This window comes from Luteimonas sp. Soil_C_5 (genome assembly GCF_057656615.1).
Window position 1 is genome coordinate 284,009 of record NZ_JBDGKA010000004.1, and the last position, 22,577, is coordinate 306,585.

Consider the following 22,577-nt stretch of genomic DNA (forward strand, 5'->3'; position numbering starts at 1 on the left):
GCGCCTCTGCGGGAAGGAGACGGCATGGATCCGTGGCGCCTGACATTCCTGGCCCTGTTCGTACTGCTGTGCGCGGCACTGGCGGCGATGGTGTGGCTGGTGTGGCGCGGCGAGCGCATCCGCGAACGTCGCGGCCTGCGCGAATGGGGCATCGGCCTCGGCCTGCAGACGCTGGCATGGCCGCTGTTCGCAGTGCCGGCGCAGACCTTGGCCGGTGGCATCCAGGCGCTGGCCTGCGCGCTGCTCGTCGCCGGTCAGGCCGGTCTGCTGCGCGCACTGGCGCGCGGCTTCCACGAACGCGGCACCGACCGCGCCGCGCCTTCGGCCCTGGTCTACGCGCCGGCCGCGCTGTTGCCGGTGGGCCTGCTGTGGCCGGGCACGTCGCCCGAGCAGCACATCGCGATGTTCTGGCTGTGTGCGCTGGCGTCGCTGGTGCTGGGCCTGTGGAGCATCGCGCGCCAGGCGCAGGCCGCCGTGCGGGGCAGCGCGGAGCGCGTGATCATCGCGATCTACATCGGCGCGGGCCTGGTCTGCGTGTTGCGCCTGCTGGAACAGTGGATCCGCCCGCAGAGCGGCCCGGCCTTCGATGCCGGCATCACGCCTGCGCAGCAGCTCGCGCTCGCCTACTTCCTGCTGGCACCGGTGTTCGCGACCTTCGCTTTCGTACTCGCGCAGATGGAACGCCAGCAGCGTCTGCTCGAAGGCCTGGCGGCCGCCGATCCGCTGACCGGCCTCAACAACCGCCGCGCGTTCTTCGAACAGGTGGCGCGCCGGCTCGACGCCGCGCCGCGCGACGACACCCTGGCGGCGCTGCTGATGATCGACGTCGACGGCTTCAAGCCGGTCAACGACCGGCATGGCCACGCCGTCGGCGACCGCGTGCTGGTGGCGGTGGCGACGACGCTGCGCGCAGCGCTGCAGGACGACGACATCGCCGGGCGTTTCGGCGGTGACGAGTTCTGCCTGCTGCTGGTCGGCGTACCGCCCGGAGAGGCCACGCTGCGCGCGGAGCGTCTGCGCGCCGCGGTCGCCGCGCGGCCGGTGCGCGTGGATGGCATCGATGCGCCGGTGACGCTGTCGATCGGCATCGCCCACGTGCGCGAAGGCCGCGGCGCCGACCTCGAGACCCTGCTTGCGGCCGCCGATCGCCGCCTGTACCTCGCCAAGCGCGCAGGGCGCGACCGGGTCATCGACCGCGACGTCGAAGTGGAGTTGCCGCTGCGTCACTGAGACCGGCGCGTCCGACGCGCCGGTCCCGTGTTCCGCAGCCGGCGTCAGGTGCCGGTCACCGGCTTCGGCGGTCGCGCCAGACTCAGTGCCACCGTCACCGCCAGGATCGCCGCCACCACGCCCAGCGACCACAGCACCGGGATCTTGTAGATGTCGATCAGCAGCATCTTGGCGCCGATGAAGACCAGCACCACGGCCAGACCGTAGGGCAGCAGGTGGAAGCGGTCGGCCATGCCGGCGAGCATGAAGAACATCGCACGCAGGCCCAGCACCGCGAAGACGTTGGAGGTCAGCACGATGAAGGGATCGGTGGTGATCGCGAAGATCGCCGGGATGCTGTCGACCGCGAAGATCACGTCGATCACGCCGATCAGCACCAGCACCACGAACAGCGGCGTGTAGGCCCAGGCGTCACCTTCGCGCACGCGCAGCGCAGCACCGCGGTAGCCGTCGGTGAGCCGCAGATGTCCGCGCATCCAGCGCAGCACCACGTTGTTCTCCAGGTCCGGCTCCTTGCCGGCGACGAGCCACATCTTGAAGCCGGTCAGCAGCAGGAACGCGCCGAACACGTACAGCAGCCAGTGGAACTGGGCCAGCAACGCGGCGCCGACGAAGATCAGGATCGCGCGCAGCACCAGCGCCAGCAAAATGCCGATGATCAGCACGCGCTGGCGCTGTGCCTCGGGCACGCCGAAGAAGGTGAACAGCAGCAGGAACACGAAGATGTTGTCGACCGCGAGCGACTTCTCGACCAGATAGCCGGTCAGGAATTCCAGACCCACGCGGTTGGCGGTCGCCGCGCCCGCGGTTTCGTGCAGGTACCACCACAGCCCGGCATTGAACAGCAACGCCAGGCCCACCCAGCCCAGGCTCCACCACAGCGCCTCCTTGAACGTGACCTTGTGCGCGCCGCCGTGGCGCATCAGCACCAGATCGACCAGCAGCGCGACCACCACCAGGCCGCCGAAGCCGGCCCATAACCAGACATTGCCAATCGTTTCCATCGAGATTCCCGAGCATGTGGAAGAGGTCCGCAGGGCGCAGACATCGTCGGGAACCGGGAACCGGAATCCGGGGACATGCCTTCGCCATTGCGGCGAAGGTCTTGCTCACAGCCCGGTGGGCTGCCGCGCGACCGGAGCATCGCTGCTCGAAATGACGGCCTGCACGCTGGGAGCTACTCCCCTTCGGGGGCGGATTCTGCGGGCCCGGCGCGTGACGGGCAAGTGCACGCGGTAAAATCTCGGGCATGAATACAACCAACCCGACCGTACGCCTGAAGAACGCCTGGCGTTCCAGCCATCCGTGGATCTTCCAGCGCCTGGTCGAAAAGCCCGAACAGCGCCCCAAGCCCGGCAGCATCGTCGATGTGATCGGTGTCGAAGGCGACTGGATCGGCCGCGGGTTCTACAACGGCCATTCGCGCATCGCCGTGCGCATCCTGGAAACCAATCCGGACATCCCGGTCGACGCGGGCTGGTTCTCGCGCAAGATCGCCGCGGCAGTCGCGCTGCGCCGCGACGTGTTGAAGCTCGACGCGGTGTCCGACGCCTGGCGCGTGGTGCACAGCGAAGGCGACGGCATCAGCGGCCTGGTGGTCGACCGCTACGCGGACCTGCTGGTGGTCGAGTTCTTCAGCGCCGGCACGTTCCGCCATCGCGAGTGGATCTACGAGGCACTGCGCGAACAGTTCCCCGGCTGCCGCTTCCACAGCTTCGCCGACGAACACGTGCAGAAGCAGGAAAGTTTCGACTTCCGCGGCAGCGTGCCGGCCGATCCGGCGGTGATCACCGAGCACGGCATCCGCTTCCGCGCCGATCCGGCCGGCGCGCACAAGACCGGCTTCTTCGCCGACCAGCGCGAGAACCGCGAATGGCTGAGCCGCCAGGTCGAGGGCCAGCGCGTGCTGGACCTGTGCTGCAACACCGGCGGCTTCGGCGTGTACGCCGCGGCGCGGGGCGCGGCGGAAGTGGTAGGCGTGGACATCGACGCCGACGTGATCGAGATCGCAAAGGGCAATGCCCGGCTCAACGACGCGCGCATCAAGTTCGTGCAGGCCGACATCTTCCCGTGGCTGCGCGATGCGTCGAACGCGGGCGAGCGCTACGACGTCGTCGTGCTCGACCCGGCCAAGATGACCCGCGACCGCGAACAGGTGATTCCGGCGCTGAAGAAGTACCTCGACATGAACCGGCTGGCGCTGGGCGTGGTGAAGCCCGGCGGGCTGTTCGCGACGTTCTCCTGCACGGGCCTGGTCAGCGAGGACCAGTTCCTCGACATGCTGCGCCGGGCGTCGTTCTATTCCGGCCGCACGATCCAGGTGCTGCGCGTCGCCGGCGCGGGCGCGGACCACCCGTTCCTGGCCAACGTGCCCGAATCGCGCTACCTCAAGGCGGTGTTCTGCCGCGTGCTGGACTGATCCCCGCCGATGGCGCGTGCGTGGCGGCCCGGTACGCGCCGGGCGCTGGGGGGCATGGCCGCACTGGTGCTGATCGCACTGGCGGCGACCTTCGTGTTCGAGTTCCGCGCGCCGCCCGCGGAGACGGTGGCCGTGTCACCGTTCGGCCAGCCCGCGCGTCTGGACCGCATCGCCGGTGACGGCATCCGCGGCAGCGTCGACGGCCCCCGCGAACAGGCCCGCTTCGACGACCCCTTCGGTCTGGTGCTCGATGCCGCAGGCGTGGCCTATGTCGCAGAAGGCGGCGACGGCAACCGCATCCGGCGCGTGCATGCCGACGGCCGCGTCGACACGCTGGCTGGCGGCATCGAAGGCTTCGCCGATGGCGCCGGCACTGCCGCGCGCCTGCACACGCCGTCGGGCCTCGCGATCGACGCGGCCGGCGTGCTCTACGTCGCCGACACCGGCAACCACGCGATCCGCCGGATCACGCCGCAGGGCGAGGTGACCACGCTGGCCGGTGGCGGCGCGGCCGGCTTCGTCGACGGGCCCGTACACACCGCCCGCTTCGATACGCCGATCGGTGTCGCGGTCGGCGCCGACGGCACGGTGTACGTTGCCGACAGCCACAACGACCGCATCCGCGCGATCCGCGACGGCCGCGTGTCGACGCTGGCCGGTGGCGATGCGCCCGGCTTCGTCGACGGCGTGGGCGTGGACGCGCGCCTCGATACGCCGACCGGTCTGGCGCTGGCCCGCGACGGCCGGCTGTGGATTGCCGATACCGGCAACGGCATCGTGCGCGTGCTCGATGCGACCGGTGTGCACACGCCCGTGCTGCACGCGGCCGATCCCGACGACGCGCCGCGCGCGCCGCTCGCGCTGGCGGTTGCCGATGACGGCACGGTCTACATGACCGAACTGTCGCGCGGGCGCGTGCTGCAGCTGGCGGCCGATGGCCGCGTGCACGTGTTCGCGGGCCGCGACATGGCCCAGCGCCTGGCCCGGCCTGCGGGCATCGCGCTGGATGCGCGCGGCGATGTCTGGCTGGCCGACGCCGCCGCGCATCGCGTACACCGCATCGCCCACGTGCCGCGCGCCGGCGTAAAGCAGAACCTGCGCGATGCCGAGGTCGGCCCGGCCCCCGACGCCCCGACGCCGGACACGCGCGGCCGCTGGCCGTTCGCCCCGCAGGACGGCTGGCACGAGGTCGTCGGCACGATGGGCGAGGTGCGCGGCAACTTCCGCGGCGAGAGCCGCAGCCATCTCCACGACGGCTTCGACATCCGCGCCGATGTCGGCACGCCGGTGCTGGCGATCGCCGACGCCAAGGTGTCCAGCCCGCTGGCCGCCAGCCGCTTCGGCGACCAGGCCGAGAACGTCGCGCTCGACGCCCTGACCTACATGCACATCCGGGTCGGCCGCAGCGCGCAGGGCCGGTCGCTGGATCCGCGCTTCACGCTGCTCACAGGCGACGACGGGCGCCCGTCACGCGTGCGCATCGGGCGCGGCACGCGGATCGCCGCCGGCGAGCCGGTCGGCACGATCAACCCGCAGTCGCACGTGCACCTGATCGTCGGCCCCGCCGGCTATCAGCGCAACGCGGTGGGGCTGGGCTTCGTCAATTTCGTCGATACCGTGGCGCCGCGCATCGACGCAATCGAACTGCGCGATGCGCTGGACGTGCCGTTGACCACGCGCGAGGCCGGCCGCGTCGTCGTGCCGCGCAGCGTGGGCGGGGTGCAGATCGTCGTCGAGGCCTGGGACCAGGTCGACGGCAACCTCGCGCGCCGCCGGCTGGGCCTGCACGCGCTGGGCTACCAGATCCTGCACGCCGACGGCCGGATGCTGCCGGGCTCCGGCACGCCGCGGATGACGCTCGACTTCAGCCGCATGCCGCCGCATCGCGAGGCCGTGCGCGTGGCCTATGCCGGCGACAGCGGCATCACCGTGCATGGCGCCGCGCGTACGCGCTTCCGTTACGTCGTCACCAACACCGTGCGCGACGGCAGCCTCGAGACCGGCCTGTGGCAGGTGGACGCGTTGCCGCCCGGCGATTACATCGTGCGCATCACCGCCCGCGACGCCGCCGGCAATACGGCGATGGCGAACCGCGATCTGGCGGTGACACTGCGCTAGCGCGGGTGTACGGACGCCGGTTCCCACGCCACCGAGTGCCGTGGGTGCGCGCTCGCGCGATGCGCTTCCCAGCGCTCCGTCGCGCCTGTAGGAGCGCGTTCGCGCGCGAAGTGACCTGACTCACTCTCCATCGCGCCCAAGCGCGCTCCTACGGATGGCAACGACGTCGACGTCTCATGCGCTCGCGCGCGATGTGGCGTTCCCGGCTGCCCGTCGCGCCCAAGGGCGCTCCCACAGATGGCAACGACGACGCACGTCTTGTGTACACGCAGCATCGCAAAGCCCCGGCGCGCCTGTAGGAGCGCGCTCGCGCGCGATGTGGCCTCACTCACTCTCCATCGCGCTTAGGGGCGCTCCCACGGACACACCGCTGCCGATGCCTACAGCGCCAGCCGCACACCGAATCCGATCAGGCACACGCCGGCGATGCCGCGCAGCCAGCGCGCGATGCGCGGCTCGCGCGCAACATGCGCGCGCAGTGCGTGCCCGGCCAGGATCAGCAGCGAGCAGTACAACAGGCCCAGCGTGCAGATCAGCGCCGACATCGCGGCGAATGTCGCGAAGCCGCGGTGTTGCGCCGGATCGATGAACAGCGGAAAGAACGCCATGTAGAACAGCACGGCCTTCGGATTGAGCAGGGTGATCAGCACGCCCTGGCGGAACCAGTGACCGTGTGCGGGTGGCGGCGCATCCGCGCCCGTGGCGTCGCGGCGCAGCAGCTGCACGCCGATCCAGACGAGGTAGGCCGCGCCGATCCACTGCAGGCCGCGGAACAGTGTCGGATTCGCCGCCAGCAATGCCGCGACGCCGCCGGCCGCCAGCCACAGCAGTATCTGGTCGCCCAGCGCGAGGCCGAAGAACGCCGCATAGCCGGCGCGCGGACCACCGCGACCCGTCGCGGTCAGCAGCGCGAACGTGCCAGGGCCGGGAATCGCGAGAAACACCAGGACCGCGACGACGAAGGTCGGCAGATCGGAGATGCCCATCCAGCTCATGACGTCCCGCCGCTGCGAATCGAGCGCGGATCATACGCAGCCCGTACGCCCATCGCAGCCGCGTGCCCGCCGGCCGGTTCACGGTCTGCATCCGTGCCGGCTGGCATCGTGCGCAATCGCGGGCATCGAGCAGGGCGGCCATCCGGCCGGGAGGCGGTGGTCGCAGCCCCGTTCCGATGGAGTCCACGATGCATACACGCCGCACCTTCCTGTCCGCCGCCGCACTTGGCGCCGCGACCCTCGCCGCTGCACCACTGGTCCACGCCCAGACCACCCCCGGCGACGTGCTGCCGACCCGCGGCACCGCGCGCCGCACTGCCCTGCCGACCAATCCCCCCGGTGGTCCGCGCTACCGGCCGACATCCCGCGTCGGCCTCGGCTGCGCGCCGATCGGCAACAACTGGGCCGTGGTCAGCGAAGACGATGCACAGGCCACGATCGAAGCCGCCTGGGACGGCGGCATGCGCCTGTTCGACACCTCGCCCTGGTACGGCCTCGGCCGTTCGGAGCGTCGCCTGGGCCACGTCCTGGGCCAGAAGCCGCGCGAGGAATACGTCGTCTCGAGCAAGGTCGGCCGCCTGCTGACCGCCACGCGCGAAACACCCAAGGTCAGCTGGAAGGACCCGCCGCCGTTCGACTACCGCTACGACTACAGCGCCGCCGGCACGCGCCGTTCGATCGAGGACAGCCTGCAGCGCATGGGCCTGGATTCGATCGACATCGTGCTGATCCACGACCTGTCGCCCGACAACGGCGACATGGGCGAGCGCTGGACCGAATATTTCGAGCAGGCCCGCACCGGCGCCTTCGTCGAACTGACCAAGATGCGCGAGGAAGGCCTGATCAAGGCCTGGGGCATGGGCGTCAACACGCCCGATCCGGCGTTGCGCGCGATCGAGGTGGCCGACCCGGACATCTTCCTGCTCGCCTGCCAGTACTCGCTGCTCGATCACCAGCGCGCGCTCGACGACACGTTCCCGAAGCTTGCGGCCAAGGACATCTCGGTGATCGTCGGCTCGCCGCTGCTGGCCGGCTTTCTCGCCGGACGCGACCGCTATCTCTACGGCTCGCAGCCGGTGCCGGCGGATGCGAACGAGAAGCGCGCGACCGCCCAGCGCATCGCCGAGCGCCACGGGATCGACCTGCGCACCGCCGCGCTGCAGTTCGCCAATGCGCCTGATGTGGTGTCGGCCATCGTGCCGGGCTCGCGCAATGCGGCCCAGGTCGAGGCCAATATCGCGTCGATGTCGGTGGTGATTCCGGGCGCGTTCTGGGACGAACTGCGCGAGGCCGGCATCCTCACCGCCAACGCGCCGGTGCCGAAGACCGCCTGACGGCGACACCGCGAGAATCGTCCTGCCCCTGCGCTGCCCGGCGCACGGGCAGGACGCCATCGCCGGCGGCTCAGTACGGCATGGAGTGGTCTTCGGCGCCCGTCCTCAGACGCGAACTTGCGAAAACTTCAAACCGCCGCCGCGCGTCGGCCGACAGCACCCGGAACGGGACTGGAACCGCACCGGATTCGAGTTCCACCAGATAACCCTGCCGGTACACGTGGACCGCCTGCACGCGCGTCCACGGCACGCCGGACGTTCCGCGCTTCGAGGTGCGGCGCAGGCCTTCGGCATCAATGACGAAGCTGCAACGTCCCATCCGCGCTGACTTCCACACGAACAGCACCGAGGCCAACGCGGCAAGCACCACCGCGAACACACCGCGTTTCCAGAGCGGCGCCGCGCGGACGAAGGCATCGGTGTCGATGGCGTGTGCGATCGCCAACGCGACGTACTCGCCCACCCGGTAGCGCACGCCGAAGCGCAACGCACCGGCCTGCATCCGCTCAGCGTCCGGCATCGGTCCCTGCCATGCCGCGCAGCGCGTCGAGCGACTCGCCGATCTGCTCCGGCGAAAACGTGCAATGCCCCTCGCCCACTGCCGGCAGTACCGTGACCCGCTCGCCGTGCCCGGCCTCGGCTGCGAGCGCCGGATAAACAGCGTGATAACGCGGCGGGATCGTCGGATCGTCGTGGTTGTAGCGCAAGACCAGCGGCTTGCCGATCGTCCCCCGCAGATCGGCGACACCGGCGAGATGCATCATCGCCTGCGCGTCCGCGGGATAACGGCGCACGCCTGCGTTGAACGCAGCATCGTCCTCGAACCCACTGTAGAGGGTCTCGCGATTGTCGACCGGCAGGCCGCCCGCGCGCGCGGTCATCTCGCGCAACAGCAGCGCATGCAGGCCGAGTGCGCCGACCAGACCATCGGCAGATACCTCCAATGCTTGCGCCAGCGTGGTCGCGGCCGCGGGGTCGGTCGCCAGTGCCATGCCGATCGCCTGCATCAATGCGATCTGGTCGGCTGGCAGGTCTTCGAGCGGCGGAGCCTTCGGATCGGACAGGCCAGCGCCAGGCAGGCCCGCGTCGGGGAAGAAGTAATCGAACGCCACGAGCGAGCGCAACGCGTCATCGAAGACCTGTGTGGCCGGCACGTTCGCACCGCACAGCGACAGTGCACCGTCATATGCCGCGCCGTGCCGCTCCAGACTAGCGACTGCGACCTGCCCGCCCATCGAGAAGCCGACCAGCCAACTGCGCCGCGGTGCGTGACGCTCCACGACGTGCGCGCGGAGGCGCTCGCTGTCCACGATGGCGTCGGCGACAGCCCAGCCTTGGGATGCGTACCCGCTCTCGGCCACCGCATAGCCCCGCGCGAGGAACAGCGGCGTCGCCTCGTTCGCCGGCCACGGGTCGGTACGCGGCACGCCGCTCGGCTCGTAGCCGTGCAGCAGCATGACAAGTTCGCCGTTCCAGTCGGCCGGAATCTCCAAGCGGTACGGCGCGCCGGCAAGCGCACCGGTATCGACGACCGGACCCGACCGCGCTCCGGCTGACGCCATCGGCGATCCCGGCAGCTGTGGCGGCGCACCTGCACAGCCCGCGAACAACGCACACGCGAGCACGAGTCCCACACCACGCAACGGAACCTGTCGCATCGTCGATGCCTCCCTGGCCTGCGGGCGAGCATCGCATACCGGCGGCGGACGTGGTCAGCCCGCGGGCGACGCGTCCCCGCGCACTTCTTCCATCAGCCCGACGAGATTGCCGTCGGGATCGCGCAGAAAACCGATCCACAATGCATGGTCGGGCATCCGCGCCGCCAATGCGGGTGCGCGTTCCGCGATCGCACCGCGGGCCACGCAGGCCTCGAACGCGGCGACGATGTCGCGCACGCCGAAGTACAGCACCGAATTGCGGCCCGGCTCGCCCGCGCCCTGCGGCGTGCTGAGCATCAGGCGCACGCCCTCGGCATCGAGAAACGCGAGCCCGGGGCCGGCGCGGAACAGGAACGCCAGTCCCAGCACATCACGATAGAAGCCGAGTGCGGTGTCGACATCGGAGACCGTCAACGCGACCTGGCGCAGGCCGCCGGCGATGGTGCCGCTCATCGCGCATCGTCCGCCGACGCGGCCGCGTCGAGCAGTGAGAAGCGCGGCACGTCGCGTCCGTCGACGACGACGGCTTCGACGAACATCGCGTACGGCCGCACCCACAGCGCACCCTCGCCGTACAGCGGTCGATAGACCACCACCGGTTCCAGCGTCTCGCTGTGCCGCGCCACGCCGAGTACCGCGTAGTCGCGGCCCTTGTAGTGGCGGTAACGGCCCGGCGCGAGGACGGGCAAGGCAGGCAGGTCGTGCATCAGGCGCTCCGGCGGCGTGGGACGGTTCAACGGGATCGGCGACGCGCATCACCGGACTTCGAGATCCGCCAGGCCGCGCAGAGGACCAGCAGGCCCGACACCGCGATCGTGCCGCCGATCAGGAGCCCGAGCATGCGCGCCCCGGCATCGGTCGAGAACAGTGCGAACGCGACGAGCACGCCCGTGCCGGTCAGCAACAGCATCCGGCCGGTCATCGCCAGAGCCCGCACGGCGGGGGCCGTGGATGCAGGGTCCGATCGCTCGGGTCGCATCGTCTCGCAGTCCGGGTCGCAGGGCCGGCGAGTGTCGCACGCAGACGCATGCGGTGAGACGGCGGTCGTTAGAATCGTCCGCATGAACATCCCGCTGCTGCTCGTCCTGATCCTGCTGTGCACCCTCGTCGCGTGCGTCCTGCTCGTCATCCTGCTGCTGCGTCGTCCCGGCCAGGGCGACGACACGCTGGAGCGCGCCCTGCGCGAGGAGCAGCGCGAAGGCCGCGGCGAACTGCGCCAGCAGCTCGACGGCTTTGCCGCCACCCAGGCGCAGCGCATCGATGCCTTCGGCGCGCAGCTGCAGGCCGTGTCCGCGCGTACCGACCAGCGCCTCGACGAATTCACCACACGCACCGATGCACGGCTCGACGCCTTCACCCGCACCACCGACGAACGGCTCGACGTGCTGCGCGCAGCGCTGGGCGAAGACGCGCGCAAGGCGCGCACCGAAGGCGCCGACCAGCAGCAGCGCTTCGCCGACGGCCTGGGCGCGCGGCTCAACGAACTGACCCAGCGCAACGAACAGCGCATCGGCGAAATGCGCGCCACCCTGGAGCAGCAGCTCAAGGCGCTGCAGGCCGACAACGCCGCCAAGCTGGACCAGATGCGCGCCACCGTCGACGAGAAGCTGCAGACCACGCTGGAAGCGCGCCTGGGCGCGTCGTTCAAGCTGGTCTCCGAGCGCCTGGAGCAGGTGCAGCGCGGGCTCGGCGAGATGCAGCAGCTGGCGACCGGCGTCGGCGATCTCAAGCGCGTGCTGACCAACGTCAAGAACCGCGGTGGCTGGGGCGAAGTGCAGCTGGAGACCATCCTCGAGCAGACCCTCACCAGCGAGCAGTACGCGCGCGGCGTGCGGGTGAAACCCGACAGCGCCGAGGCCGTGGACTTCGCGATCCGCCTGCCCGGCCGCAGCGACGACGCCGTGGTCTGGTTGCCGGTGGATGCGAAGTTCCCGCGCGAGGACTACGAGCGCCTGCTCGATGCGCAGGAGCTGGGCGATGCCGATGCGGTACGCACGACCATCGCCCAGCTGGAACGCGCGATCCGCGTGCAGGCGAAATCGATCAGCGAGAAATACGTCTGCCCGCCGCACACCACCGATTTCGCGGTGATGTTCCTGCCCACCGAAGGCCTGTACGCCGAGGTGATCCGCCGCGCCGGCCTGGTCGACCTGCTGCAGCGCGAGCACCGCATCGTCATCGCCGGCCCGACCACGATCACCGCGCTGCTCAACAGCCTGCAGATGGGCTTCCGCACGCTGGCGATCGAGAAGCGGTCCAGCGAGGTCTGGCAGGTGCTGGGCGCGGTGAAGACCGAGTTCGGCAAGTTCGCCACCGTGCTGGAGAAGGCCACCGGCCAGCTCGACACCGTGCAGAACAGCATCAAGGCCGCCGGCGTGCGCACGCGCGCGATCGAACGCCAGCTGCGTGGGGTCGAATCCCTGCCCGGCCCGGATGCGCAGGCCGTGCTGGGCGACGTGCTGGACGACGCCGCGCCCGAGGACTGACGGCGCGTTCCCGCGGCAGTGGCATGATCGGCGCACTACTCCGCACCGGAACCGCCATGACCGCGCCCCTGACCGACATCCCGCTGACCACCATCGACGGCGCGCCGGCGACGCTTGCCGACTACGCCGGCAAGGTGCTGCTGGTCGTCAACGTCGCCTCGAAGTGCGGGCTGACGCCGCAGTACGCCGGCCTCGATGCGCTGTACCGCGAGCACCACGATGCCGGTTTCGAAGTGCTCGGCTTTCCGGCCAACGATTTCGGCGACCAGGAGCCGGGCAGCGACGCGGAGATCCAGCAGTTCTGCAGCCTCACCTACGACGTCGGCTTTCCGATGTTCTCCAAGATCGCGGTGACCGGCGCGGCGATCCATCCGCTGTATGCCGCGCTGACCGCGGCGCAGCCCGAAGCCACCGGCGACGGCCCGATGCGCGAGAACCTGCGCGGTTACGGCATGACGCCGAATCCGGCGCCGGGCGTGCTGTGGAATTTCGAGAAGTTCCTGCTCGATCGCGACGGCCGCGTGGTCGACCGCTTCGCGCCCGACGTCACCGCCGAGGACCCGCGCCTGCGCGCCGCGGTCGCAGCCGCGCTCGCGGGCTGAGCGACGCCGACTAGAGGATCGGCACCAGGCCGGCGCCGAAGGCGGTGAAGATGCGGGTCAGCACGCTGCGGAAGCCGAGGCTGACTTCCGGGAAGTCGCCCACCGGCACGTAGCACTCGCGGAAGCCCGGCGCGTCGGGCGCCAGCGGCGCCGGGCAATCCGGCCCGGGCTGGAACTCGTAGCTGGTGGCGTAGCGCGTCGGCCAGATGTCGAACAGCGGCAGGCGCTCGGACACCTTCGCCATCGAATAGTCGACGCCCGGCAGCACCGCGGGCCGGTCGCGGCGGGCGATCGTCCACGCATTGGCCGGCGAGATGTCGCGGCGGATGCTGGCGGCGAGCTTGCGCGCGAACATCGGATCGTCGATGACGATCGCGTTCTCGGTGTTGAGGTTGTCGCCGCGCGGATCGAAGTTGTGCGTGCCGACCACGCCGATGCGGTCGTCGATCACCAGCGATTTCGCATGCAGGCCCACGCGCACGCCGGCGCGGTTGAGCGGTACGCGCCGGTTCACGCCGATACCCGCGAAGCGCAGCGCCGAGTACTCGCGGGTCAGCGGCGGCAGGGTGCCCGGGCGCGCGTCCGTCTCGTCGTCGGGCGCGGGGGCGTCGCGGGCGGCCGGGGCGGTGGTCGCATCGAGATCGACGCTGCCGTCGGCGTTCCAGGAAATGTCCACCGCGCCGGTCGCATCGAGATCGATCGGCGCGTTCTCCGGAAACGGTTTGAACTCGTAGATGTGGAAGCCGAAGTCGCGCAGGTGACGGCGCTTGTACTTGTACGACAGCGCGTAGGTGATGAACGAGTCGGTCGCCGCCAGGCTGTTGGTCGAAACCACCACCTGCGGCGGATCGGGCCGCGCCTGCAGATCGGCGAACACCTGCTCGGCCGACTTCGACAGCACCAGATAGGGCGTCTGCAGCAGCACCTCGTCCTGCGCCGACTCGATCAGCTCGCGCAGACGCGGGGTCGCGGCGATCGCGGCCTGCGCGGCTTCGCGGTTGCGGCGGTGCTTGCCCGGCAGGTCGCCGATGAATTCCACCGCGCCGACTTCCATCGCGGTCGCGGCCAGACGCCGGCGCACCAGCCCGGTGTCGGCGGCATCGGCCGAGATCGCCGCCACGCTGCCCGGGCGTTCGTAGTCGAGGAACGACACTTCGGGCACGCCGTTGCGCAGCAGCTGCCGGCCCACGTCGGTGAGCTGTTCGACCGGCGTGGCCAGCGGGGCGTGCCAGAACGCGACGAAGTTGTCCTCCATCTCGGTCACCACCGGACCGGCCACCAGCAGGTCACGGTCGCGGAAGTTGAAGCTGTCGTTCCAGTCGAAGTAATCGTCCTGGTAGTTGCGCCCGCCGGTGATGCCGACCACGCCGTCCACCACCAGCGACTTGCTGTGCATGCGCTGGTTGAGCCGCCGCCAGCAGCAGGCCGCGGCCACGACGTAGCGCGGATAGCTGATGCGCGCGCGCCCGAGCACCGGGTTGTAGATGCGCAGTTCGAAATTGGTGTGGCTGCCGGCCAGCGCCGACAGCGTCTCGACCGTGCGCATCGCCGAGAGCTGGTCGACCAGCAGACGCACCTGGACGCCGCGCCGCGCCGCGGCCAGCAGTTCCTCGAGCACGAGGTGACCGGAGTCGTCCTCGTCGAAGATGTAGGTCTGCAGGTCGATCGTGCGCTGCGCGCCGCGGATCAGGTCCAGCCGCGCGAGCAGCGCGTCCTGTCCGTATTCGAGCAGCAGCGCATGGTGCAACGGCGCGCCGGGCGCGCTGCGCGCGAACGCGTCCACCCCCAGATCGCGCAGCGGCGACGGCGTCGCGCAGGCATCGGGACGCGCGCAGACCACTTCGGTCGAACGGGCGGCCACCGCGATGTGCGCCGCCGCGTCGCGCTTGGTCGGCGACAGGGTCGAGCAGGCGGTGGTCGCCAGTGCAGCCACCAGCAGGATCGGACGCAACCAGTGCTTCATCAGTCCGCAACCACCGCGCGGATCCGCAACATGAAGCGCACCTGGTCCGCCAGCGCATAGCCCCAGCGGTCCATGGCATAGCGGCTGCGGCGGATGTCGCCCTGCCCCACCACGTCGCAGTCGATCGCGGGGCGCGCGCAGGTCGCCGGCTCGATGCGGAAACTCTCGCGCTGGCCGATGCCGCGGATCCGCAGGACGCCGGTCATCTCGCCGCCATCGCGCAGCAGCGACGTCGGGTACGGATCGGACACGAACACCGCTTCGGGATAGCGCGTCACGTCGAAGAAGCCGGCGCCGCGGGTGATGCGGGTGTAGCTGCGGCTGCCGCTGATCTCCACGCCGCCGGTCTCCAGCGTCAGCCGGACCTGGTGGGCGCCGTCGGGCAGCGTGCGGATGACCCCCGACCAGTCAGGAAAGCGCCCGTCCAGCTGCTGGCCCCAGCGCGTGCGCAGCACGAAGCCGATGTCGGAGCGGGCGGTATCGAAGGCGCGCTCGGCGCCGGCGTCCTGGGCGGCCTGCGCGGTCGCTGCGGACAGCATCAGCGCGGCCAGGGTCCAGGCGCGGACCGGCAGGCGCGCCGCCGCTCCGGACCGGGGCAAGTTCAGGGGCACAGCAGGTGACACGGCCCGACGCGTCCGGGCTAGGGCCACCAGAACGCCGACAGCTCGGCCGCACCCGGCTCGATCTGGGCCGCGTCGCGCAGGTCGAGCACGGCGATCCCGCCCGGCGGCATGCCGCGGTATTCGCCGGTCTGGCCGCTGTGCAGCAGGGCCGCCATGCGTTCCAGCCCCGGGTTGTGGCCGACCAGCAACAGCCGGCCGACCTCGCAGTGTTCGTCGGCCAGTGCGGCCAGCGTGCCGGGCGTCGCCTCGTAGATGCGCGGCTCGAGCCGCTGGTCGACGTAGCCGACGATGCCGAGCACCGCCTCGAGGGTCTCGCGCGTGCGCCGCGCGGGCGAGCACAGCACGCAGTCGGGGACGAGGCCGCGATCGCGCAGCCAGCGGCCTGCGGATTCGGCTTCGGCCAGGCCCTCGGCCGACAGGGGCCGGTCGATGTCGGCCTGGCCGGGCAGCGCCGGATCGGCGTGGGCGTGACGGAGCAGGATCAGTTCGCGCATGGGCGGCAACGGTCTCGTCGGAATCGGGAAGGGGCGTGGGCGGTCACTTCTTCAGCCATTTCAGCAATGGCGCCCAGTCGGCCTGATGGTCGCGGACCTGCGCCGAATGGTAGTCGAACAGGCTGCGACCCAGCCCCACCAGCATCACGTAGGCCTGGCTGTCGCGCAGCTGCGCGACCACCGGATACGGCCATTGTTCGAGCAGCGCGACCGCCTGCTGCGAGGCATTGGTCCATGGCCGCAGGCGGTTCGCCACCAGGCCCACGCGGGTCTGGCCGCGGCGCACCGCGGGGTGCTTGGCCAGCGTATTGAGGAAGCCCACGGTAGCGTCGATGTCGAGCGCCGACGGCAGCACCGGCACGACCACCGCATCGGCCAGTTCGAGATAGGCGTCGAGATCGTCGGCCATCGCGCCGGCCGGGGCATCGATGACCACCCGCGTGGTGCCTTCGGGGATCGCGGCCAGCACCTTGCGGTGCCGTGCGCTGCCATTGATCGGCAGCACGGCGCTCTCGCTCCCGGCGCGGCGCTCGGCCCAGCGGGTCGAGGACTGCTGCGGATCGGCATCGACGAGCACCGTCGCCTCGCCGGCCAGCGCGGCATGCGCGGCCAGATGGGTCGCGAGCGTGGTCTTGCCGACACCGCCCTTGGAACTGGCCACCAGCACGGTCTTCATCGAAAGCTCCGCAGTCCGCCAACGGTCGAGCGTACACCGCCGGCCCCCAGGCCGCGACCGCGATCGCCCCGTCCGCGACGGCCGCCGTTAACATCGCGTTCTCCCGATCCGGACGCGCCGCGCCCATGAGCGAACTGCAGGACCTTGCCGCGCTCATCCGCGCCAATACGCCGTTGATCGTCGTCGAAACCCCCGACGAGCCGCGCGTGGTGGAGCTGTTCCGGCAATCGCTGCAGCAGGTCTGGCGGGCGCTGTACCGCTGGACGATCACCGAAGGCCTGCGCCGGCTCGATCTGGACGGCGAGTCGGAGACCGATACCGCGCCCGATGCCAGCAACACCCTGGCAGCGATCCGCGAGGCCGAGCAGCGCGGCATCTACCTGCTGCTCGATTTCCATCCCTACCTCGGCTACGCGGGCACCCAGCGCCAGCTGCGCGATCTGGTCCAGCGTCGCCACTGCCTGCCGCACGTGATCGTGCTGGTCGGGCACAAGGTGGAGCTGCCCGCCGATCTCGAAACCATGGCCGTGCGCTTCCGCCCGCGCCTGCCCGATGCCGACGCGCTGCTGAAGCTGGTGCGCGAGGAAGCCGCGGCCTACCAGCAGGAGCACGGCGGCCGCCGCGTCGAGGCCGACGCCGAGGCGGTGCGCCAGATCGTGCGCAACCTGCAGGGCCTGTCGCTGGGCGATGCGCGGCGGATCACCCGCCAGTTGATCCATGCCGACGGCGCACTGGACTCGCGCGACCTGCCGGCGCTGGCCAAGCTCAAGTTCGAACTGCTCAACAAGAGCGGGCATCTGCATTACGAATACGACACCGCCGGCTTCGCCGATGTCGCCGGTGCGCGCCGGCTCAAGCGCTGGGTCGAACAGCGACGCCGCGTGTTCGTCGAAGGCGACGCGCCGCCCGGTCTCGATCCGCCCAAGGGCGTGCTGCTGCTCGGCGTGCAGGGCTGCGGCAAGTCGCTGCTCGCGAAAGCCATCGCCGGCGGGTTCGGCGTGCCGCTGGTGCGGCTGGATTTCGGCACGCTCTACGACAAGTACCACGGCGAAACCGAGCGCAACCTGCGCGAAGCGATCGCCTCGACCGAACAGCTCGCGCCCTGCGTCCTGTGGATCGACGAGATCGAGAAAGGCCTGGCCTCGAGCGGCGACAGCGACGGCGGCGTGTCGCGCCGCGTGCTCGGTTTCCTGCTGACGTGGATGGCGGAGCGCAAGTCGAAGGTGTTCCTGGTTGCGACCGCCAATCAGGTCCACGACCTGCCGCCGGAACTGCTGCGCAAGGGTCGCTTCGACGAGACCTTCTTCGTCGATCTGCCGACCGCCGACGTGCGCGCCGAGGTGTTCACCGTGCATCTGGCGCGGCGCGGTTTCGACGTCGCGGACTTCGATCTGCCCGCACTCGCGATCGAGGCCGAAGGTTTCTCCGGCGCCGAGATCGAACAGGCCATCGTCGCCGCGCTCTACGCCGCACATGCCGCCGGTACGCCGCTGGCGCAGCCGATGGTCGTCGACTCACTGCGCGACACGCGGCCGCTGTCGGTGATGATGCGCGAACAGGTCGACGCCCTGCGCAGCTGGGCGCACGAGCGGACGGTGCCCGCCGACTGAGCCGCATCCCGGGCCCGCGATGCGCCGCGTGGCAGCGGACGCACGCGATGCCGGCGTCGCACGCTCAGAGCGTTTCGCTGATCGTCAGTTCGTATTCGCCGGGTTCGCCCAGCTGGCCGATGTAGACCGCGTACTCGCCCGGCGCGAAGGTGTGGAGGATCGCCGGGTCGAGCGCGCCGCCGCTGTCGTCGTCGCACAGCACCTTGCCTGCGCCAACGACGACCAGGCTGGAATCGGTGGTGCTGGTCACGGCCAGGCGCAGGCCTACGGTGGAGGTGATGCTGAGCACGTGGTCGGGCGTGGAATCGATCATGCCGGTGCACTGCGCGCCGTAGGTGCTGGCCTGCACGTCGCCGCCCGTGGTGCCGGTGCCGATCTGCGGATCCGGCGTGAAGCCGGCACCCAGCGTGAAGTTGGCATACGGCGCGCCTGCGCCGGCCACCGGGTTGTCGACGCCTTCGGTCAGGGTCAGGGTGTAGGGCCGGGGCATGCCGAGGTGACCGACGTAGACCGCGTAGTCGCCGGGCGTGAGCCGCGCACCGATGCGCGCATCCAGCGCACCGTTGCTGTCGTCGTCGCAGAACACGCCGCCGGGGCCGACGACCACCAGGGTCGAATCGGTGAGGCTGTCGACGGCGAGCTGCAGGTCGAGCGCCGAGGTCACCTGGATCGTGTGGTGGGGCGTGCTGCCGACCCAGCCGCTGCACTGCGGCCCGAACCGGCTGGCATCGGTATCGCCGCCGGTCTCGCCCTGGCCGGTCTGCGGGTCGGGACTGAAGCCCGCGCCGAGTACGAACCGGGCCGGCGACGACTGCGCCGCGGCGACGGCGCTGCAGGCGAGCAGCGTGACGGCACTCAGGCCATGGAACAGAACAGGGGCAGCGCGCATCGGACGTCCTCGAATGGACGCCCGCCTATTCAGGCGCCGGCGGGAAGTGTGCGCGTGCGCGTCGGGCACCGCCAGATCCGCGTACAGCGGACCAGATGTGCATCCGGAAACGCGGCCGCGGCGGGCTCAGCGCGGCGACTGCCAGCCCGGCGGCGGTGCCGGTGCGACGCCCGCTTCCTGCAGCGCGCGTTCGATCAATGCGGACTCGGAACGGATGGAGCCGTCGGCCAGCAGGCGGACGAACTGGGCGGCGCCATCGCGCGGCAGCGCCGCACTGGCGCGGCCCCACTCGTAGAGCGTCCAGTCGGCGCTGCGCTGCTGCGCCTGCACCGCCGCACGCTCGGCCGGTGTGGCCGCCAGCTGCGCCAGCAGGTCCAGGCCGATCAGGCGTCCGAGCAGGGTGTCGGACTGGCCGGCCATCACCCCGGCGACGTGCCGGCAGTCGCGCGCGCGCGCCGGATCGCCGCGCGTCGCTGCCGCCGTGCAGGCCTCGGTCAGCGGCTGCAGGTCGGGAATGCCCGCCGACCACAGCGCGGCCGCGGTGACCGCGGCATGTTCGGCAGGCACGAAGTCCTCGCCGTCGGCGAACGCGGCACGTTCCGCCGGTGTCGGCGGTGTGCGCAGCAGCGCGGCCTGCATCCAGCGCACCTGATCGAGCATGTGCAGATCGAAGCCGGTGGCGCTGCGTGCATCGGCCAGCAGCACGTCCACGCTGCCGCCGCGCATCAGCAGCGGCGCGAGGTTCTGCGGTTCGGCGCCCAGCCAGCGCTGCGCGGCGCGCACGCTGACGTCGGCGTCGCCGGTCGCGCCGAGCAGGGCGTTGGCCACCACGTCGTCGCCGGCGGCGGCCGCGGCATCGCGCCGCCAGGCCGTGCGCTGCGCATCGGGCGCGACCGCAACCGATGGCGCGTCGCCGGCAGGCGGCGCCCCGGCCTGCGCGCCCGCCTGCAGCACGGCTGCGAACGCGAGATCGCGCGCCTGTCCGCGCGCCGCCAATGCAGCGGCGCTGCGCTGCGACCAGCCGCGCCAGGCCGCGACGTCGGCATCCTCATCCGTGACGACCGGCGCCACCGGTGCTTCGCCGAAACGCGTGTACGGCGCCTGCGCCTGTGCGACAGGGCCGAACAGCGCGACGGCACACGCAGCGACGAGAACGAGACGGATCATGCGGAGGCCTGCCGGAAGGGAGCCGGCAGCATACCGGCCGCGTCATCCGGGCGAGTCCGCGCTGCGGAGCGGCAGATGCCCCCTGCAGGCATCGCGGCGCGGATCAGGGCGAAGCCGGCATCGCGCCGGCGGTGACCACGTCGACCGCATCCACCACGGCAGCATCTTGCGGCGCCAACCGCGCCGAGGCGTCCGCGAAGACGCGTGCCTCACGCAGGCGCGCGCGCTCGGCGCGCGACACCGCATCCGATGCGTAGGCCATGTCGTCCTGCGCGGCGTCGTCGGGCTGCATGCCCACGCTCGACACCGCCAGCACCACCAGCCCTGCCACGATCCATCCCCGCATGTCCGCACGCCTGTCGAAAGAGGCGGCGAGCATAGCGGCGCGCGCAGGCGCCGTCAGTAGCCTGCAGCCTGGCCGTCCTTGCGCGATTCGCTGGCGCCGACCCAGCCGCCGTGCGGGTTCTTCATGATCGCCTGGTAGCCGCCGTAGGGGCCGTGCGAGAAGCGCACCGAATGGCCCTTCTGCATCAGCGCGCGCACGGTCTCGTACGCGAAGCCGGTTTCCAGATCCACTTCGCCGCCGTCGGTCATCGCGGTGTTCTGGCCGGTGGGTTCGGTCGATCCATCGTGCTGGATGCGCGGCGCGTCGCCGGCTTCCTGCAGGTTCATGCCGAAGTCGAGCATGTTGATCAGGATCTGCACGTGGCCCTGCGGCTGCATCGCACCGCCCATCACGCCGAAGCTCAGCCACGGCTCGCCGTCCTTCGTGGCGAACGCGGGAATGATGGTGTGGAACGGACGCTTGCCCGGCGCGTAGCCGTTGGGATGGTCCTCGCGCAGCACGAACTGCTCGCCACGATCCTGCAGGATGAACCCCAGGCCCGGCGGTGCCATGCCGCTGCCCATGCCGCGGTAGTTGGACTGGATCAGCGAGACCATCATGCCGTCGGCGTCCGCCGTGGTCAGATAGATCGTGTCGCCTTCGTCGAGCTGCTTCGGCGTGCCCGGCTGCACTTCGCGCAGCGCGCTGTCCATCGAGATCAGCGCGCCGCGCTCGCGCGCGTAGTCCTTGGAGATCAGGCGCTCGACGGGCGCCGGATGGAAAGCCGGGTCGGCGTACCAGCGCGCGCGGTCGGCGAAGGCGAGCTTCTTCGCCTCGACGAACAGATGCACATGTTCGGGGCTGCCGAAACCGTAGGACTTGAGGTCGTAGGGCTCGAGCAGGTTGAGGATCTGCAGCGCGGCGATGCCCTGCCCGCTCGGCGGCAGTTCCCACAGCTCGACGCCGCGGTAGCTCGTCGACACCGGCTCGACCCAGTTGCCGGTGTGTGCGGCCAGGTCGTCGTACGACAGGAAGCCGTCATTGGCGGCGAAGTAATCGCCGATCGTGCGCGCGATATCGCCCTTGTAGAACGCATCGCGGCCGCCGTCGGCGATCGCCTGCAGCGTGTTCGCGAGATTCGGATTGCGCCAGGTCTCGCCGGTGCGCGGGGCGCGGCCGTCGATCGTGAACTGCTCGGTGAAGCCCGGCCACTTGCCCAGGCGCGGCACGGAGCGGTCCCAGTAGTAGGCGATGACCTCGTGCACCGGATGGCCGTCGCGCGCGTAACGGATCGTCGGCGCGAGGTTGTCGGCCATCGCGCGCCTGCCGAAGCGGTCGTGCAGCGCGAACCAGCCGTCGACCGCGCCCGGCACGGTGACCGGCAACGGGCCGTGCGAGGGAATGTCGGTGAGGCCGCGACGCTGGAATTCGGCCAGCGTCAGCGACTGCGGCGAACGGCCCGAGCCGTCGTAGCCATAGAGGCGCTTCGTCCGCGGATCCCAGACGATCGCGAACAGGTCGCCGCCGATGCCGTTGCCGGTCGGCTCCATCAGGCCGAGTGCCGCGTTGGCGGCGATCGCCGCATCGACCGCGCTGCCGCCGGCTTTCATCGTGTCGAGCGCGATCTGCGTCGCCAGCGGATGCGAGGTCGCGGCCATCGCATGCGGGGCGTAGACCTCGCTGCGGGTCGCGAACGGCTGGCCGGTGATGCGGTCGGCGGCAGCGGCCGATGGCGCGATCACGATGCCGACCAGGGCGACGGCGAGCAGGGACGGGAGCAGGCGGGGCATGGCGATACATCCGGATCCGACGGGCCGACACAGTAGCCGAGGCCGCACGCCGGTGTCGCATCCGGCGCGCGCGATGTGCGACCGCGACCTGGTGTCTCGGCTGCCGCCGCGCACGGATGGACGACCGCTGCCCCCTCGCATCGCCACACGAAATCGCCGATCCTCGCGTCCTTCGGCATGCGCGGGCCTCCCCGTGCG

The 22,577-nt window shown here is 70.7% G+C and carries 22 protein-coding genes; 7 read left to right on the forward strand and 15 right to left on the reverse strand.

Features of this window, described 5'->3' with window-relative positions; genetic code table 11:
- Positions 1 to 24: 24 nt before the first annotated feature.
- On the forward strand, positions 25 to 1,230 hold the full coding sequence (locus AC3A5K_RS13090; protein WP_487617982.1) for a GGDEF domain-containing protein: 1,206 nt from the start codon (positions 25 to 27) through the stop codon (positions 1,228 to 1,230).
- Between the two features lie 44 nt (positions 1,231 to 1,274).
- On the opposite strand, the gene AC3A5K_RS13095 is transcribed toward AC3A5K_RS13090, so the two are convergent.
- The gene (locus AC3A5K_RS13095) at positions 1,275 to 2,234 is read right to left on the reverse strand and encodes a TerC family protein (protein ID WP_487617983.1); all 960 of its coding nucleotides are present in this window, start codon (positions 2,232 to 2,234) and stop codon (positions 1,275 to 1,277) included.
- Positions 2,235 to 2,479: 245 nt separating this feature from the next.
- Between AC3A5K_RS13095 and AC3A5K_RS13100 the strand changes: the two genes are divergently transcribed.
- Together AC3A5K_RS13100 and AC3A5K_RS13105 are read left to right on the forward strand one after the other, a co-directional pair.
- Entirely contained in the window at positions 2,480 to 3,649 is a 1,170-nt protein-coding gene (locus tag AC3A5K_RS13100; RefSeq protein WP_487617984.1) for a class I SAM-dependent rRNA methyltransferase, read from the forward strand.
- A gap of 9 nt (positions 3,650 to 3,658) precedes the next feature.
- Positions 3,659 to 5,767: a gluconolaconase gene (locus AC3A5K_RS13105; RefSeq protein WP_487617985.1), complete on the forward strand. Its 2,109-nt coding sequence runs from the start codon at positions 3,659 to 3,661 to the stop codon at positions 5,765 to 5,767.
- 380 nt (positions 5,768 to 6,147) lie between these two features.
- Here AC3A5K_RS13105 and AC3A5K_RS13110 read toward each other — a convergent pair whose 3' ends face one another.
- Positions 6,148 to 6,762, reverse strand: coding sequence for a LysE family translocator (locus AC3A5K_RS13110; RefSeq protein ID WP_487617986.1), 615 nt, complete (start codon positions 6,760 to 6,762; stop codon positions 6,148 to 6,150).
- Positions 6,763 to 6,950: 188 nt separating this feature from the next.
- Between AC3A5K_RS13110 and AC3A5K_RS13115 the strand changes: the two genes are divergently transcribed.
- On the forward strand, positions 6,951 to 8,096 hold the full coding sequence (locus AC3A5K_RS13115) for an aldo/keto reductase (protein ID WP_487617987.1): 1,146 nt from the start codon (positions 6,951 to 6,953) through the stop codon (positions 8,094 to 8,096).
- Between the two features lie 70 nt (positions 8,097 to 8,166).
- Here AC3A5K_RS13115 and AC3A5K_RS13120 read toward each other — a convergent pair whose 3' ends face one another.
- From AC3A5K_RS13120 to AC3A5K_RS13140, 5 genes are all read right to left on the reverse strand, one after another.
- Positions 8,167 to 8,598 (reverse strand): hypothetical protein, encoded by a 432-nt coding sequence (locus AC3A5K_RS13120; RefSeq protein ID WP_487617988.1) that lies wholly within the window; start codon positions 8,596 to 8,598, stop codon positions 8,167 to 8,169.
- Positions 8,599 to 8,602: 4 nt separating this feature from the next.
- Positions 8,603 to 9,658 (reverse strand): alpha/beta hydrolase family protein, encoded by a 1,056-nt coding sequence (locus AC3A5K_RS13125; RefSeq protein ID WP_487617989.1) that lies wholly within the window; start codon positions 9,656 to 9,658, stop codon positions 8,603 to 8,605.
- 150 nt (positions 9,659 to 9,808) lie between these two features.
- On the reverse strand, positions 9,809 to 10,207 hold the full coding sequence (locus tag AC3A5K_RS13130) for a VOC family protein (protein ID WP_487617990.1): 399 nt from the start codon (positions 10,205 to 10,207) through the stop codon (positions 9,809 to 9,811).
- Complete coding sequence (locus tag AC3A5K_RS13135; protein ID WP_487617991.1) at positions 10,204 to 10,461, reverse strand: DUF1653 domain-containing protein; 258 nt, start codon at positions 10,459 to 10,461, stop codon at positions 10,204 to 10,206. The genes AC3A5K_RS13130 and AC3A5K_RS13135 overlap by 4 nt, the downstream gene beginning before the upstream one ends.
- Positions 10,462 to 10,487: 26 nt before the next feature.
- Positions 10,488 to 10,691 (reverse strand): hypothetical protein, encoded by a 204-nt coding sequence (locus tag AC3A5K_RS13140; RefSeq protein ID WP_487617992.1) that lies wholly within the window; start codon positions 10,689 to 10,691, stop codon positions 10,488 to 10,490.
- 124 nt (positions 10,692 to 10,815) lie between these two features.
- Here AC3A5K_RS13140 and AC3A5K_RS13145 point away from each other — a divergent pair, with 124 nt between their 5' ends.
- Together AC3A5K_RS13145 and AC3A5K_RS13150 are read left to right on the forward strand one after the other, a co-directional pair.
- On the forward strand, positions 10,816 to 12,240 hold the full coding sequence (locus tag AC3A5K_RS13145; protein ID WP_487617993.1) for a DNA recombination protein RmuC: 1,425 nt from the start codon (positions 10,816 to 10,818) through the stop codon (positions 12,238 to 12,240).
- Positions 12,241 to 12,296: 56 nt separating this feature from the next.
- Complete coding sequence (locus AC3A5K_RS13150; protein WP_487617994.1) at positions 12,297 to 12,842, forward strand: glutathione peroxidase; 546 nt, start codon at positions 12,297 to 12,299, stop codon at positions 12,840 to 12,842.
- Positions 12,843 to 12,852: 10 nt separating this feature from the next.
- On the opposite strand, the gene AC3A5K_RS13155 is transcribed toward AC3A5K_RS13150, so the two are convergent.
- From AC3A5K_RS13155 to AC3A5K_RS13170, 4 genes are read right to left on the reverse strand one after another with little or no spacing between them, the layout of a single operon-like run.
- Positions 12,853 to 14,805 (reverse strand): phospholipase D family protein, encoded by a 1,953-nt coding sequence (locus AC3A5K_RS13155; protein WP_487617995.1) that lies wholly within the window; start codon positions 14,803 to 14,805, stop codon positions 12,853 to 12,855.
- Positions 14,805 to 15,404 (reverse strand): YceI family protein, encoded by a 600-nt coding sequence (locus AC3A5K_RS13160; RefSeq protein ID WP_487617996.1) that lies wholly within the window; start codon positions 15,402 to 15,404, stop codon positions 14,805 to 14,807. The genes AC3A5K_RS13155 and AC3A5K_RS13160 overlap by 1 nt, the downstream gene beginning before the upstream one ends.
- Before the next feature lie 41 nt (positions 15,405 to 15,445).
- Positions 15,446 to 15,922, reverse strand: a complete 477-nt coding sequence (locus AC3A5K_RS13165; protein WP_487617997.1) for a SixA phosphatase family protein — start codon at positions 15,920 to 15,922, stop codon at positions 15,446 to 15,448.
- Between the two features lie 43 nt (positions 15,923 to 15,965).
- On the reverse strand, positions 15,966 to 16,598 hold the full coding sequence (locus AC3A5K_RS13170) for a nucleotide-binding protein (protein ID WP_487617998.1): 633 nt from the start codon (positions 16,596 to 16,598) through the stop codon (positions 15,966 to 15,968).
- 125 nt (positions 16,599 to 16,723) lie between these two features.
- Here AC3A5K_RS13170 and AC3A5K_RS13175 point away from each other — a divergent pair, with 125 nt between their 5' ends.
- Entirely contained in the window at positions 16,724 to 18,208 is a 1,485-nt protein-coding gene (locus AC3A5K_RS13175; protein WP_487617999.1) for an AAA family ATPase, read from the forward strand.
- 64 nt (positions 18,209 to 18,272) lie between these two features.
- On the opposite strand, the gene AC3A5K_RS13180 is transcribed toward AC3A5K_RS13175, so the two are convergent.
- The 4 genes from AC3A5K_RS13180 to ggt all read right to left on the reverse strand — a co-directional run bounded on the left by AC3A5K_RS13180 (position 18,273) and on the right by ggt (position 22,379).
- The gene (locus AC3A5K_RS13180; protein ID WP_487618000.1) at positions 18,273 to 19,097 is read right to left on the reverse strand and encodes a hypothetical protein; all 825 of its coding nucleotides are present in this window, start codon (positions 19,095 to 19,097) and stop codon (positions 18,273 to 18,275) included.
- 126 nt (positions 19,098 to 19,223) lie between these two features.
- Positions 19,224 to 20,264, reverse strand: a complete 1,041-nt coding sequence (locus AC3A5K_RS13185) for a hypothetical protein (protein ID WP_487618001.1) — start codon at positions 20,262 to 20,264, stop codon at positions 19,224 to 19,226.
- A 103-nt stretch (positions 20,265 to 20,367) separates the two neighbouring features.
- The gene (locus AC3A5K_RS13190; RefSeq protein ID WP_487618002.1) at positions 20,368 to 20,610 is read right to left on the reverse strand and encodes a hypothetical protein; all 243 of its coding nucleotides are present in this window, start codon (positions 20,608 to 20,610) and stop codon (positions 20,368 to 20,370) included.
- A 53-nt stretch (positions 20,611 to 20,663) separates the two neighbouring features.
- Positions 20,664 to 22,379 carry a gamma-glutamyltransferase gene (gene ggt / locus AC3A5K_RS13195; RefSeq protein WP_487618003.1) on the reverse strand — a complete coding sequence of 572 codons (1,716 nt, stop codon included), beginning with the start codon at positions 22,377 to 22,379 and terminating at the stop codon, positions 20,664 to 20,666.
- Positions 22,380 to 22,577 lie beyond the last annotated feature (198 nt).

Excerpts from the sequence above, each read along its gene's own strand:
- AC3A5K_RS13090 (WP_487617982.1), top strand. The coding sequence starts at position 25 with ATGGATCCGTGGCGCCTGACATTCCTGGCCCTGTTCGTACTGCTGTGC.
- AC3A5K_RS13095 (WP_487617983.1), bottom strand. The coding sequence starts at position 2,234 with ATGGAAACGATTGGCAATGTCTGGTTATGGGCCGGCTTCGGCGGCCTG.
- AC3A5K_RS13100 (WP_487617984.1), top strand. The coding sequence starts at position 2,480 with ATGAATACAACCAACCCGACCGTACGCCTGAAGAACGCCTGGCGTTCC.
- AC3A5K_RS13105 (WP_487617985.1), top strand. The coding sequence starts at position 3,659 with ATGGCGCGTGCGTGGCGGCCCGGTACGCGCCGGGCGCTGGGGGGCATG.
- AC3A5K_RS13110 (WP_487617986.1), bottom strand. The coding sequence starts at position 6,762 with ATGAGCTGGATGGGCATCTCCGATCTGCCGACCTTCGTCGTCGCGGTC.
- AC3A5K_RS13115 (WP_487617987.1), top strand. The coding sequence starts at position 6,951 with ATGCATACACGCCGCACCTTCCTGTCCGCCGCCGCACTTGGCGCCGCG.
- AC3A5K_RS13120 (WP_487617988.1), bottom strand. The coding sequence starts at position 8,598 with ATGCAGGCCGGTGCGTTGCGCTTCGGCGTGCGCTACCGGGTGGGCGAG.
- AC3A5K_RS13125 (WP_487617989.1), bottom strand. The coding sequence starts at position 9,658 with ATGGCGTCAGCCGGAGCGCGGTCGGGTCCGGTCGTCGATACCGGTGCG.
- AC3A5K_RS13130 (WP_487617990.1), bottom strand. The coding sequence starts at position 10,207 with ATGAGCGGCACCATCGCCGGCGGCCTGCGCCAGGTCGCGTTGACGGTC.
- AC3A5K_RS13135 (WP_487617991.1), bottom strand. The coding sequence starts at position 10,461 with ATGCACGACCTGCCTGCCTTGCCCGTCCTCGCGCCGGGCCGTTACCGC.
- AC3A5K_RS13145 (WP_487617993.1), top strand. The coding sequence starts at position 10,816 with ATGAACATCCCGCTGCTGCTCGTCCTGATCCTGCTGTGCACCCTCGTC.
- AC3A5K_RS13150 (WP_487617994.1), top strand. The coding sequence starts at position 12,297 with ATGACCGCGCCCCTGACCGACATCCCGCTGACCACCATCGACGGCGCG.
- AC3A5K_RS13155 (WP_487617995.1), bottom strand. The coding sequence starts at position 14,805 with ATGAAGCACTGGTTGCGTCCGATCCTGCTGGTGGCTGCACTGGCGACC.
- AC3A5K_RS13165 (WP_487617997.1), bottom strand. The coding sequence starts at position 15,922 with ATGCGCGAACTGATCCTGCTCCGTCACGCCCACGCCGATCCGGCGCTG.
- AC3A5K_RS13170 (WP_487617998.1), bottom strand. The coding sequence starts at position 16,598 with ATGAAGACCGTGCTGGTGGCCAGTTCCAAGGGCGGTGTCGGCAAGACC.
- AC3A5K_RS13175 (WP_487617999.1), top strand. The coding sequence starts at position 16,724 with ATGAGCGAACTGCAGGACCTTGCCGCGCTCATCCGCGCCAATACGCCG.
- AC3A5K_RS13180 (WP_487618000.1), bottom strand. The coding sequence starts at position 19,097 with ATGCGCGCTGCCCCTGTTCTGTTCCATGGCCTGAGTGCCGTCACGCTG.
- AC3A5K_RS13185 (WP_487618001.1), bottom strand. The coding sequence starts at position 20,264 with ATGATCCGTCTCGTTCTCGTCGCTGCGTGTGCCGTCGCGCTGTTCGGC.
- AC3A5K_RS13190 (WP_487618002.1), bottom strand. The coding sequence starts at position 20,610 with ATGCGGGGATGGATCGTGGCAGGGCTGGTGGTGCTGGCGGTGTCGAGC.
- ggt (WP_487618003.1), bottom strand. The coding sequence starts at position 22,379 with ATGCCCCGCCTGCTCCCGTCCCTGCTCGCCGTCGCCCTGGTCGGCATC.